The 13,144-nt window shown below is 71.8% G+C and carries 8 protein-coding genes; 7 read left to right on the forward strand and 1 reads right to left on the reverse strand.

Features of this window, described 5'->3' with window-relative positions; translation table 11 throughout:
• Nucleotides 1–49 precede the first annotated feature (49 nt).
• Nucleotides 50–1,558: a PucR family transcriptional regulator gene (locus OHO83_RS28475; protein ID WP_266670750.1), complete on the reverse strand. Its 1,509-nt coding sequence runs from the start codon at nucleotides 1,556–1,558 to the stop codon at nucleotides 50–52.
• Between the two features lie 178 nt (nucleotides 1,559–1,736).
• On the opposite strand from OHO83_RS28475, the gene OHO83_RS28480 reads away from it, so the two are divergent.
• The 7 genes from OHO83_RS28480 (at nucleotide 1,737) to OHO83_RS28510 (ending at nucleotide 13,126) form a co-directional block, all read left to right on the forward strand.
• Nucleotides 1,737–3,209 (forward strand): sodium:solute symporter, encoded by a 1,473-nt coding sequence (locus OHO83_RS28480; RefSeq protein ID WP_266670748.1) that lies wholly within the window; start codon nucleotides 1,737–1,739, stop codon nucleotides 3,207–3,209.
• Nucleotides 3,210–3,281: 72 nt separating this feature from the next.
• A complete protein-coding gene (gene speB / locus OHO83_RS28485) occupies nucleotides 3,282–4,253 on the forward strand; it encodes an agmatinase (protein ID WP_266564021.1) in 972 nt (323 codons plus the stop codon).
• A gap of 132 nt (nucleotides 4,254–4,385) precedes the next feature.
• A complete protein-coding gene (locus tag OHO83_RS28490; RefSeq protein WP_330279911.1) occupies nucleotides 4,386–6,059 on the forward strand; it encodes a thiamine pyrophosphate-binding protein in 1,674 nt (557 codons plus the stop codon).
• A gap of 221 nt (nucleotides 6,060–6,280) precedes the next feature.
• Nucleotides 6,281–7,207 (forward strand): serine hydrolase, encoded by a 927-nt coding sequence (locus OHO83_RS28495; protein WP_330279912.1) that lies wholly within the window; start codon nucleotides 6,281–6,283, stop codon nucleotides 7,205–7,207.
• 162 nt (nucleotides 7,208–7,369) lie between these two features.
• A complete protein-coding gene (locus OHO83_RS28500) occupies nucleotides 7,370–11,110 on the forward strand; it encodes an ABC transporter ATP-binding protein (RefSeq protein WP_330279913.1) in 3,741 nt (1,246 codons plus the stop codon).
• Nucleotides 11,111–11,204: 94 nt separating this feature from the next.
• Nucleotides 11,205–11,597 carry a hypothetical protein gene (locus OHO83_RS28505; RefSeq protein ID WP_330279914.1) on the forward strand — a complete coding sequence of 131 codons (393 nt, stop codon included), beginning with the start codon at nucleotides 11,205–11,207 and terminating at the stop codon, nucleotides 11,595–11,597.
• A 101-nt stretch (nucleotides 11,598–11,698) separates the two neighbouring features.
• Complete coding sequence (locus tag OHO83_RS28510; RefSeq protein ID WP_266670738.1) at nucleotides 11,699–13,126, forward strand: S28 family serine protease; 1,428 nt, start codon at nucleotides 11,699–11,701, stop codon at nucleotides 13,124–13,126.
• The last annotated feature ends 18 nt before the right edge of the window (nucleotides 13,127–13,144 follow it).

Here is a 13,144-nt window from a genome sequence, read left to right on the forward strand (position 1 = left end):
CCGTCGGGCGCTGTGAGGAGCCCCGATGTCCCGGAGGGTGGGACGGGTGTCACTCTGCGTGGCGCAGGGCGAACCACAGCTCCATGCGCACGTCGGGGTCGTCCAGGTCGGTGTCCAGGAGCGTGGCGCACTTCGCGATGCGCTGCCGCACGGTGTTGCGGTGGACGGCGAGCGCCGTGGCCGTGCGGTCCCAACTCCCGTGCAGGGACAGCCAGGTACGCAGTGTCTCGGTCAGCGCGGGAGTGTGCGCGATCGGGGCGAGGAGCGTGCGGGCGTGCGCCGTCACCTCCCCGGGGTCGAGGAGCGAGGCGAGTCCCCGCGCGTCCGCGTGGTGGTGCACGAGCGAAGAGCGGGTCGCCTTCGCCCGGGTCAGGGCGCGCGAGGCCTGCGCGTCGGCCGCCGCCAGGTCGTCCGTGGGCGCCGTGCCGCTCACCCCCATCACCCAGCCCTCCTGCGCGACGACCTCCTGGTCCGCGGGGAGCAGGGCGCGTACGAGGGAGTCGGTCGCGTCGAGGAGGGGCGTGCCGAGGGAGACCGGGGGCGGGGACGGGCGGTCGGGTGCGGCGTGGACCACGCGCCACGTGCCGTCGCCGAGCAGCGCCGCGACGTCGGCCGGCTCCTCGCCGAGCAGGAGCCGGACCAGGGCCGCCGAGCGCGACGCCTCGGCCGTCGTCTGGTGTTCGCCCGTGAGCAGGGAGAGCAGGACCACCGCCACCCCCGCGATGGTGTGGTCACCGGGGTCGCGGTGGCCGACCGCCGTCCCCAGCGCGTAGCCCTGGCCGCCTCCCAGCGCGTACGCCGCCAGCTGCGTGCCGCCCACCGTGTCCGCCGCCGACGTGGGCGCGGGGAAGAGGCGGGTCTCGCCGGGGCGCACGATCCGCATCAGCTGCGCCATCGCCGCGCTCACCTCGGCCGACGGGTCGGGGCCCGCCCGGCCGACCTCCGTGCCGTCCGGCGCGCTGAGCACCGCCCAGCCGCCGGTGCGCTGCGCCAGCTGCCGCAGCACCGCGGGCACCGGGTAGGGGCGTGCCGCCGCCGTGGCGAGGCCCTGCTGCGCCTCGCTGACGCGGCGCAGTTCCGCGTGGCGCGCCTGGGCCATCAGCTGCCACACCGCGCGGGTCACGCCGCTGAACGTGGAGTGGGGCGGTACCTCCAGCAGCGGCAGGCCGTGCCGCTCGCAGGCCGCGACCAGGGCGCGCGGCACCGTGTCGTGCACCGGCGCGACCCCGAAGCCGAGCGCCGCCCCGCCCGCCGCGACGATCCGCGCCACGTAGTCGTCGTAATAGGGACCCGTGCCCGCCGACTCCGTCGCGTGCACTCCGGCGGTCAGCAGCAGCTCGCCGCCGAGCAGATACGGGTACGGGTCGGCCATCTCGGACGTGTGCGCCCAGTGGATCACCGTGTCGGGGCCCACGGGCGGGCCCGCGATCTGGCGCAGGCCCAGGTCCTCGCGGGCGAGCAGCGCGGTGAGCGGGACCGGCGGGGTCGGCGGAACGGCCGGTGCGGGGGGCGCAGAGGGGCCTGACGGGCCCGCCGCAGGCCGGGTTGCGTCGGGCATGGTGGATGTTTTCTCCATCCAGTCGCGGGAGAGTGGATAAAACGTACACTTCAGCGTTGCTTTCAGGCCACCTAATGTCGTGCCGACCGCAGGCCTCGGGTACGGGCGGATGTCCCCACGGCCGGTCACCCACCCCCATCTGCACGACACGCCACCGAGGTGCGCGAAGGAGGGCCCTATGGCCGTCGACTACACAGTGATCGTCGTCTATCTCGCCGGCATGCTCGCCATGGGCTGGTGGGGCATGCGCCGCGCCAAGTCCAAGAGCGAGTTCCTCGTGGCGGGCCGCAGGCTCGGCCCGATGATGTACTCCGGCACCATGGCCGCGATCGTCCTCGGCGGCGCCTCCACCATCGGCGGCGTCGGCCTCGGCTACCAGTACGGCCTGTCCGGCGCGTGGATGGTCTTCACCATCGGCCTCGGCCTGCTCGCGCTGTCCGTGTTCTTCTCGGCGCGCATCGCCCGCCTGAAGGTCTACACCGTCTCCGAGATGCTCGACCTGCGCTACGGCGGCCGGTCCGGGCTCATCTCCGGCATCGTGATGTGGGCGTACACGCTGATGCTCGCCGTCACCTCGACCATCGCCTACGCCACGATCTTCGACGTGCTGTTCGACATGAACCGCACCATCGCGATCATCCTCGGCGGCTCGATCGTCGTCGCGTACTCGACGCTCGGCGGCATGTGGTCCATCACCCTCACCGACATGGTGCAGTTCGTGGTGAAGACCATCGGCGTGCTGCTCCTGCTGCTGCCGATCGCCGTCATCAAGGCCGGCGGCTTCAGCGAGATGAAGGCCAAGCTGCCCACCGAGTACTTCGACCCGCTGGGCATCGGCGGCGAGACGATCTTCACGTACGTGCTGATCTACACCTTCGGCATGCTGATCGGCCAGGACATCTGGCAGCGCGTGTTCACGGCCCGCAGCGACAAGGTCGCCCGCGTCGGCGGCACCGTCGCGGGTACCTACTGCCTGGTCTACGCCGTCGCCGGCGCCGTCATCGGCACCGCCGCGAAGGTCATGTACCCGAAGCTGCCGAGCGCCGACGCCGCCTTCGCGACCATCGTCAAGGACGAGCTCCCCATCGGTGTGCGCGGCCTGGTGCTCGCCGCCGCGCTCGCCGCCGTCATGTCGACGTCGTCCGGCGCGCTGATCGCCTGCGCGACCGTCGCCAACAACGACATCTGGTCGCGTCTGCGGGGCGCCATCAAGCCCTCCGGCCAGAACGCCGACGAGCCCCACGACGAGGTGAAGGGCAACCGCCTCTTCATCCTGATCATGGGCGTCGCGGTGATCTGCATCGCCATCGCGCTCAACAACGTCGTCGAGGCCCTGACCGTCGCCTACAACCTGCTCGTCGCCGGGCTCCTCGTGCCGATCCTCGGCGGTCTGCTGTGGAAGCGCGGCACCGTGGCCGGCGCCCTCGCCGCCGTCGTCGTCGGCGGACTCGCCGTCATCGGCCTGATGTGGGGCTACGGGATCCTCGCCAACGAGCCCGTGTACTACGGCCTCCTGCTGTCCCTCGCCGCGTACGTCGTGGTCTCCCTCGCCACCAAGCCGACCGACGCCGCGGTGCTCGCCGCCTGGCGCGAACGGCTCGCCGGGCGCGGGGCGGAGACGGACGCGGAGCCGGCCACCGTCACTCAGTAAATTCGGAAAGCGCCGCGTGGCCCCGCCAAGGGCCGCGCGGCGCCAAGAAGCGTAGGAAAGAAGGCAATTCGCATGAGCAGCAACGAGACGCCCCGCGGTCCGGTCGACTCCTCCCGCGTCCCGCGGTATGCCGGTCCCGCCACCTTCGCCCGGCTGCCCCGCCTCGACGAGGTGGGCACCGCGGACGTGGCCGTCGTGGGCGTGCCCTTCGACACGGGCGTCTCGTACCGGCCGGGCGCCCGCTTCGGCGGCAACGCGATCCGCGAGGCGTCCCGGCTGCTGCGCCCCTACAACCCGGCGCAGGACGCCTCCCCGTTCGCCCTCGCGCAGGTGGCGGACGCCGGTGACATCGCGGCCAACCCGTTCAACATCAACGAGGCCGTCGAGACGATCGAGGCCGCGGCCGACGACCTCCTCGGCACCGGCGCCCGCATGATGACGCTCGGCGGCGACCACACCATCGCGCTGCCGCTGCTGCGCTCGGTCGCCAAGAAGCACGGCCCGGTCGCGCTGCTCCACTTCGACGCGCACCTCGACACGTGGGACACGTACTTCGGCGCCGAGTACACGCACGGCACCCCGTTCCGTCGCGCCGTCGAGGAGGGCATCCTCGACACCGAGGCGCTCTCCCACGTCGGCACGCGCGGCCCGCTGTACGGCAAGCAGGACCTCACCGACGACGAGAAGATGGGCTTCGGCATCGTCACCTCGGCGGACATCTACCGCCGCGGCGCCGACGAGGTCGCCGACCAGCTGCGCCAGCGCATCGGCGACCGCCCGCTGTACATCTCCATCGACATCGACTGCCTCGACCCGGCCCACGCGCCCGGCACCGGCACCCCCGAGGCCGGCGGCATGACCTCGCGCGAGCTCCTGGAGATCCTGCGCGGCCTGTCGTCCTGCAACCTCGTCTCCGCCGACGTCGTCGAGGTCGCCCCGGCCTACGACCACGCGGAGATCACCGCCGTCGCCGCCTCGCACACCGCGTACGAGCTGACGACGATCATGTCCCGCCAGATCGCGCAGAGCCGCGCGGCGAAGTAGTCCTGCTCGGGTTGCGGGCACCCGTTCCGCTGGGGGTCCCCCCAGGTCCTTCAGACACTGAGGGAGGAACGGGTGGGCGCAACCCGGCCACCGGGCCGCACCCGACCGACCACGCTACGCCCCGAGGGACCCATGACCCACGACCACGACCTGGAACTGCTGCCCACGGCCGCGCAGACCGAAGCCGCCCTGAACCCTCCGCCCGGCCGCAACGGCGGTGACCTCGTCGTCGAGACGCTGCACGGCCTCGGCGCGTCCACCGTCTTCGGGCTCCCCGGCCAGCACGCGCTCGGCATGTTCGACGCGCTGCGCCGCTCGGACCTGCGGTACGTGGGCCTGCGCGTGGAGAACAACGCGGGCTTCGCGGCCGACGCGTACGGGCGCGTGACCGGTGAGGTCGCGCCCCTCCTGCTCTCCACCGGACCCGGCGCCCTGATGTCGCTCGCCGCGCTCCAGGAGGCGGCGGCCGCGTCGGCGCCCGTCCTGGCCATCGGCAGCCAGATCCCGGTCGCCGGGCTCGGCGGCGGACGCCACGGCTATCTGCATGAACTCCGCGACCAGCAGGCCTCGTTCCGGGACGTGGTCAAGTCCGTCCACACCGTGCGGACGCAGTCGCAGATCCCTTCCGCGATCGCCGCCGCCTGGGAGTCCGCCCTCACCGCGCCGCACGGCCCGGTCTGGGTGGAGATCCCGCAGGACGTGCTTCTCGCGCAGACGGCCCTTCCGGTCGTCACGGCGATGGACGCGACCCCGCGCGACCTCGTGCCGCGCCCCGAACTGACCGCCGTGGCAGCGGACTTGCTGTCCCGCGCCGAGCGCCCCGTGATCATCGCGGGCGGCGGCGTCGTACGGTCGGACGCGAGCGGCAAGCTGGTCGCGCTCGCGGAGAAGGTCAATGCCCCGGTCGTGTGCACCTTCGGCGGCAAGGGCGCGTTCCCCTGGGAGCACCCGCTCTCGCTCCAGTCGTGGATGGAGGACCGCCACACGACGGACCTCCTGGAGGACGCGGACGTCCTCCTCGTCGTCGGCTCCGGCCTGGGCGAACTCTCTTCGAACTACCACACGTTCGCGCCGCGCGGCCGGGTGATCCAGATCGAGGCGGACGCCGGAAAGCTGGAGTCCAACCACCCGGCGCTCGGCATCCACGCCGACGCGCGCCTGGCGCTCTCGGCGCTCCTGGACACGGTCACGGACCGCCCGGACCCGTCGGTGCCCGAACGGGTCGCGACGCTCCTGGCCGCGGTCCGTGAACGCCTCGACGGCCAGGACCTGTCCTTCGAACGCGAGATCCTGGGGTCCGTGAGGGCGGCACTCCCGGCCTCCTCCCCCTCCTTCTGGGACATGACGATCCTGGCGTACTGGGCCTGGTCGGCATGGCCGGGCGCGCTGCACTCGGCGCAGGGCGCGGGCGGCCTCGGCTACGGCTTCCCGGCCGCGCTCGGCGCCGCCGCGGCCGATCCGTCGAAGCCGGTCCTCGCGGTCTCGGGCGACGGCGGCGCGATGTACTCGATCGCGGAACTGGCCACGGCGAAGCAGTACAACCTGCCGGTGACCTGGCTGATCGTGGACGACGGCGGCTACGGCATCCTGCGCGAGTACATGACGGACGCGTTCGGCGAAGCCACGGCGACGGAGCTCTCGCGCCCGGACTTCGTGGCGCTGGCGGAGTCGTTCGGGGTCCCGGGCGTCCGCACGTCCCCGGAGACGCTCCAGGACGACCTGGCCAAGGCACTCGCGGAACCGGGCCCGTCGGTCGTGGTGCTCCCCGCACTGCTGAAGATGTTCGCGCCCACGCATCTGGGCTGAGGCGCTCGGCCGATCGGGCGGCGGCCCCCGGGAGATGCCTTCCCGGGGGCCGCCGGCGTGTCCGGGCCCTGGTCCGCAAGGGGTCGCGTCCCCGGGGAGCCGAGCGGCTCCCCGGCGCGCTCCCGGATCTGGCGGGGTCCGTACAACCCTTCGCCCCCGTTCGGGAGTCATGTGGGGCGAGTGCGCTGGAGGCGTGCTCGTTTCGATCTGGGGGGAAACGCATGACTCGCCGCATATCCATACGTGCTGCCCGCGTGCTTCCGGCGGTCGTCGCCGCCGGGGTGCTCGTGCCGGTCGTCGCGGGCGCCGCGCCCGCGTCCGCCGCGACCGCACCGCAGGTCACCTGCACCTCGGACAAGGCCGGCCTTGCCGCCAAGCTGCAGAAGGACATCACCGCCGCCCTCGCGAGCCGTAAGGGGACCGTTGCCGTCGGGCTCCACGACCGGACCACGAACACCACGTGCTCCCTGCGGGCCACGTCCTCGTACGACTCCGCCAGTGTCGTGAAGGTGACCGTTCTCGCCACGCTGCTCTGGGACGCCAAGAAGACCAACCGGTATCTGACGACACGCGAGGCGAACCTCGCCACCGCCATGATCACCAAGTCGGACAACGCGGCCACCACATCGCTGTGGAAGCAGCTCGGCACGACCAAGGTGAAGGGCTTCCTGAAGGCCGCCGGGATGACGCGGACCGTGCCGGGGTCCGGTGGCTACTGGGGGCTGACCCAGATCAACGTCCAGGACGAGCAGAAGCTGCTCTCGCTGGTCACCGCCAAGAACTCCGTCCTCAGCGACAACTCCCGCGCCTACATCCTCAAGCTCATGGGGAAGGTCGTCTCGTCGCAGCGGTGGGGCACCCCGGCCGGCGCGCCCTCGTCCGTCGCCGTGCACGTCAAGAACGGCTGGCTGGAGCGCTCCACGCACGGCTGGCGCGTGCACAGCATCGGCGCGTTCCAGGGCGGCGGACACGACTACACGATCTCCGTCCTGACGCACGGCAACAGCACGATGAGTTACGGCGTGGACACGATCCAGGCCGTGGCGCGGGCCATCCACAAGGACCTGACGCCGACCGCCCCCGCCGCGTCCCGGTACACGCCGACCAGCACGCCCAAGGAGGCGTTCGTCGCCGTACCGCAGAAGTGACCGCGGAGCCGACCGGCAGGGACGGGGGCCGGCCGAGGACCAAAGGACCGGGCGGCCTCCGTCCTTGGTCCCGGTCTGCTCCCCGGTTTGTTGCGGCGGGATGAAATCCGCCGGTCTCCGCGTTGGGCCTCACGGCAGGTCAGGACAACAGGAGGCGGACACGTGGCGGAGCAACGGGGCTGGGGCCGGCGTCTCGCCGGGTACGCGTGGCGGTACCCGAAGGACGTCGTGCTCGCGCTCGGCGCGTCCCTGGGCGGCATGGCCGTCATGGCGCTGGTGCCGCTGATCACCAAGGTGATCATCGACGACGTGGTCCAGGACCACACCCGCTCCATGGGCCCGTGGGCGGGCACCCTGATCGGTGCCGCCCTCGTCGTCTACGTCTTCACCTACATCCGCCGCTACTACGGCGGCCGCCTCGCGCTCGACGTCCAGCACGACCTGCGCAACGAGATGTACGGGACGATCACCCGGCTCGACGGCCGGCGCCAGGACGAGCTGTCCACCGGCCAGGTCGTCGGCCGGGCGACCAGCGACCTCCAGCTCATCCAGGGCCTGCTCTTCATGCTCCCGATGACCATCGGGAACGTCCTGCTCTTCCTGATCTCCCTCGTGATCATGGCGTGGCTGTCCCTGCCGCTCACCCTCGTCGCGCTCGCCGTCGCCCCCGCCCTCTGGTTCATCGCCAAGCGCAGCCGCTCCCGCCTCCACCCCGCCACCTGGTACGCGCAGGCGCAGGCCGCCGCCGTCGCCGGGGTCGTGGACGGGGCCGTCTCCGGCGTGCGCGTCGTGAAGGGCTTCGGGCAGGAGGACCAGGAGACCGGGAAACTCAGGGAGGTCGGGCGGCGGCTGTTCGCCGGCCGCCTGCGCACCATCCGCCTGAACTCCAAGTTCACCCCCGCACTCCAGGCCGTCCCGGCCCTCGGCCAGGTCGCGATGCTCGCGCTCGGCGGCTGGCTCGCGGTCCGCGGCCAGATCACGCTCGGCACGTTCGTCGCGTTCTCCAGCTACCTCGCCCAGCTCGTCGGCCCCGTCCGCATGCTCGCCATGGTCCTGACCGTCGGCCAGCAGGCCCGCGCCGGCGTCGAGCGTGTCCTCGAACTGATCGACACGGAGCCGTCCCTCGAGGACGGCAAGAAGGAACTGCCCGCCGACGCCCCCGCGACCGTCGAGTTCGACGACGTGTCGTTCTCGTACGAGGGCGCCGACCGGACCGTCCTCGACGGACTCTCCTTCGAGATCCCGGCCGGCCAGACCCTCGCCGTCGTCGGCTCCTCCGGCTCCGGCAAGTCGACCGTCTCGCTGCTCCTGCCGCGCTTCTACGACGTCACGCACGGCGCCGTCCTCGTCGGCGGCCACGACGTGCGCGAACTGACCCTCGACTCGCTCCGGGCCGCCATCGGCCTCGTGCCCGAGGACTCCTTCCTCTTCTCCGACACCATCCGCGCGAACATCGCGTACGGCGCTCCCGACGCGAGCGACGAGCAGATCGAGACAGCGGCCCGCGCCGCCCAGGCCGACCGCTTCATCGCCGAGCTCCCCGACGGCTACGACACGACCGTCGGCGAGCACGGCCTCACGCTCTCCGGCGGCCAGCGCCAGCGCATCGCGCTCGCCCGCGCCATCCTCACCGACCCCCGCCTCCTCGTCCTCGACGACGCCACGTCCGCCGTCGACGCGCGCGTGGAACACGAGATCCACGAGGCGCTGCGCGGCGTCATGGCCGGCCGCACCACCCTCCTCATCGCGCACCGCCGCTCCACCCTCGGCCTCGCCGACCGCATCGCCGTCCTCGACGGCGGGCGCCTCGCCGCGATCGGCACCCACGAGGAGCTGGAGGCCGGATCGGCCCTCTACCGGCGCCTGCTCACCGACCCCGACGAGCTCGGCGGGGTCTCGCCGGGGCACATCGCGCCCGCGCTCCCCGACGAGGACACCTCCGTACGCGACGAACTGGACGCCGAGTTCGACGCCGAGCGAGGCATCACCCCCACCCTGTGGACGGGCGATCGCGAGGCGAAGAACGCCGAGGACCCGGCGCTCGCCGGGATGCCCGCGACGCCCGAACTGCTCGCGCAGGTCGAAGCCCTGCCCGCCGCGACCGACGTCCCGGACATCGACGAGGCGCGCGCGGTGACGGCCGAGGAGTCGTACGGGCTGCGCCGCCTGCTGCGCGGATTCGGCGCGCCCCTGCTGATCAGCCTCGTGCTCGTCGCCCTCGACGCGGGCATGGGGCTGCTGCTCCCCGTGCTGATCCGGCACGGCATCGACGAGGGCGTCTCGCAGCTGGCGCTCGGCGCCGTGTGGGCGGCCGCCGGGCTCGGCCTGGTCACCGTCCTCGTCCAGTGGTGCGCGCAGATCGGCGAGACCCGCATGACGGGACGCACCGGCGAGCGGGTCCTCTACTCGCTGCGCCTGAAGATCTTCTCCCAGCTCCAGCGGCTCGGCCTCGACTACTACGAGCGGGAGCTGACCGGGCGCATCATGACCCGGATGACGACCGACGTGGACGCCCTGTCGACGTTCCTCCAGACGGGCCTGGTCACCGCCTTCGTCTCCGTCGTCACGTTCTTCGGCATCATGGGCGCGCTCCTCGTCATCGACGTCCAGCTCGCCCTGGTCGTCTTCGTGACGCTGCCGCCGCTGATCGTCGGCACGTTCTTCTTCCGCCGCTCCAGCGTCAAGGCGTACGAACTCGCCCGTGAGCGTGTCTCGGTGGTCAACGCCGACCTCCAGGAGTCCGTCGCCGGGCTGCGGATCGTGCAGGCGTTCCGGCGCGAGCGCTCGGGCGCCGAGCGGTTCGCCGAGCGCAGCGGGGCCTACCGCAGCGCCCGTATCCGTGGCCAGTGGCTGATCTCGGTGTACTTCCCGTTCGTGCAGTTCCTGTCGTCCGTCGCCGCGGCCGCGGTCCTGATGGTGGGCGCGGGCCGGGTCGAGGCGGGCACCCTGACGACCGGCGCGCTCGTCGCGTACCTCCTCTACATCGACCTGTTCTTCGCGCCCGTGCAGCAGCTCTCCCAGGTCTTCGACGGCTACCAGCAGGCCACCGTCTCGCTCGGCCGCATCCAGGAGCTCCTCCAGGAGCCGACGTCCACGAAGGACGCCGAGGAACCCCTCGACGTGCTCTCCCTGCGCGGCGAGATCGCCTTCGAGGACGTGGACTTCGCGTACGGGGCCGCCGACGGCTCCGAGGCGGCGCTCAGCGACGTGGCCCTGCGCATCCCCGCCGGGCAGACCGTCGCCTTCGTCGGCGAGACCGGCGCGGGCAAGTCGACCCTCGTCAAGCTCGTCGCCCGCTTCTACGACCCGACGGCGGGCCGCGTCACCGTCGACGGCACCGACCTGCGCGCCCTCGACCTGACGAGCTACCGCCACCGCCTCGGCGTCGTACCGCAGGAGGCGTACCTCTTCCAGGGCACCGTGCGCGACGCCATCGCCTACGGCCGCCCCGACGCGACCGACGCCCAGGTGGAGGCGGCGGCCCGCGCGGTCGGCGCGCACGAGATGATCGCCACCCTTGAGGGCGGCTATCTCCACGAGGTCGCCGAGCGAGGCCGCAATCTGTCGGCCGGGCAGCGGCAGTTGATCGCCCTGGCCCGCGCCGAGCTCGTCGACCCCGACATCCTGCTGCTCGACGAGGCGACCGCCGCGCTCGACCTCGCCACGGAGGCCCAGGTCAACCAGGCCACGGACCGGATAGCGGGCAAGCGCACGACCCTCGTCGTCGCGCACCGCCTCACCACCGCGGCCCGCGCCGACCGGGTCGTGGTGATGGCCGACGGGCGCGTCGCGGAGGACGGCACGCACGCCGAGCTCCTCGCGCTCGGCGGGCGCTACGCCGAGCTGTGGCGGACCTTCGCCGGCGAGGCCGAGCCCGAGGCGGAGATCAGCTCTTCGCTGTGACGGGGGACCGGTGCAACCACCGGCCCTGTGTGTCGCGTCCGTACATCAGTACGCTGTGGCACACGTGACTGGAGGGGCGACGGTGGGTGGAGGCATGAGCGAGGGCGGCATACGCAGACGGCTGGCGGCCGCGGCAGCAGTACTGACCTCCTCGGCGCTGCTGGCCCTCGCGGGGCCGGCCGTCGGCACGGCCCAGGCCGCGGCGATCTGTCCCGGCCACAAGGTGCGCACCCTGTCGTTCTCCACGGGCAGGACGGTCCTCTACCGCAGCGGCAACTACCTCTGCGCGGTCACCTTCACCAAGCGCGACGGCGTACGGCAGAAGATGTCGGTCAGCGTGCAGGCGCGCGGCAGCAGGCCCGTTCAGGACAGCGGGCGCTACGCCCACCACGCGGGCCCGGTGACCGTCCACACGGGCCACCGCTGCGTGTGGGTGAGGGGCGCGGTCGGCGGGGCGTCGGTGAGCTCGGGCTGGATCCTCTGCTGAACGCGCGCCCCGGGCGCTGACAGAACACCAAGAACCCCTGACAGAACAGATGTTCCTCCGCTAGGTTCCGGTGCGCATCTGTGTTCTACAGGGGAGTATGCATGCGCAATGCGCTGAGATGGTTGCTGGCGCTCGTGGTGCTGATAGGCACCGTGAGTACGGCCACAGCGGCCACCGCCGCTCCGGCCCGGCCTGCGGCCGCCGACACCAGTACCGATATCAAGGACCGGCTCCTCGCCATACCCGGCATGAGCCTGGTGGAGGAGAAGCCCTACACCGGCTACCGCTACTTCGTCCTCAACTACACCCAGCCGGTCGACCACCGGCACCCGTCCAAGGGCACGTTCCAGCAGCGCATCACCGTGCTGCACAAGGACGTCAGCCGCCCGACGGTCATGTTCACCAGCGGCTACAACGTGTCCACGACGCCCAGCCGCAGCGAGCCGACCCGCATCGTCGACGGCAACCAGGTCTCCGTGGAGTACCGCTACTTCACCCCTTCCCGGCCCGCCCCGGCCGACTGGTCCAAGCTCGACATCTGGCAGGCGGCCAGTGACCAGCACGGCATCTACCAGGCCCTCAAGCCGATCTACGGCAAGAACTGGCTGACCACCGGCGGTTCCAAGGGCGGCATGACGGCCACGTACTACGAGCGCTTCTACCCGCGCGACATGGACGGCGTCGTCGCGTACGTCGCGCCGAACGACGTCGTGAACAAGGAGGACTCGGCGTACGACGACTTCTTCAAGACGGTCGGCCCGAAGGACTGCCGCGTGGCGCTGCAGAACGTGCAGCGCGAGACGCTGGTGCGCCGCGACGCCCTGGAGAAGAAGTACGCGGAGTACCTGAAGGCCAACAACTACACGCTGGACACCGTCGGTTCGCTGGACAAGGCCTACGAGGCCACCGTCCTCGACCTGGTGTGGGGCTTCTGGCAGTACCAGCCGTCGCAGACGGCGTGCGCCGAGGTGCCCGACGCCGCGACGGTCACGGACCAGGCGCTCTTCGACTACGTCGACGCGGTCGGCGGCTGGTCCTCGTACGCGGACCAGAGCCTCGCCACGTACACGCCGTACTACTACCAGGCCGGTACGCAGCTCGGCTCGCCCGACATCAAGCAGCCCTGGCTGGGCAATCTGTCGCGCTACGGCTACCAGCCGCCGCGCAACTTCGTGCCGCGCTCCATCCCGATGAAGTTCCAGCCGTCGGCGATGCGCGACGTGGACTCCTGGGTGCGCCACCACGCGACGCGGATGCTGTACGTCTACGGTTCCAACGACCCGTGGGGCGCCGAGCGGTTCCGCCCGGGCAAGGGCTCGACGGACTCGTACGTGCTCACCGCCCCCGGCGCCAACCACGGGGCGAACGTCGCCGGTCTGAACGCCGACGACAAGACGTTCGCCACGGAGCGGATCCTGAAGTGGGCCGGAGTCTCCGCCCCCGCGGCGCAGGCCGCCAAGCCGCTGGCCCCGTACGACGCCAGGCTCGACAAGCGTGACGTCCAGCGCGAGCTGACCCTGCGGCCGTAGGGCCTCTCGTCCGGATCG

This window comes from Streptomyces sp. NBC_00569, assembly GCF_036345255.1.
Lineage (GTDB): Bacteria > Actinomycetota > Actinomycetes > Streptomycetales > Streptomycetaceae > Streptomyces.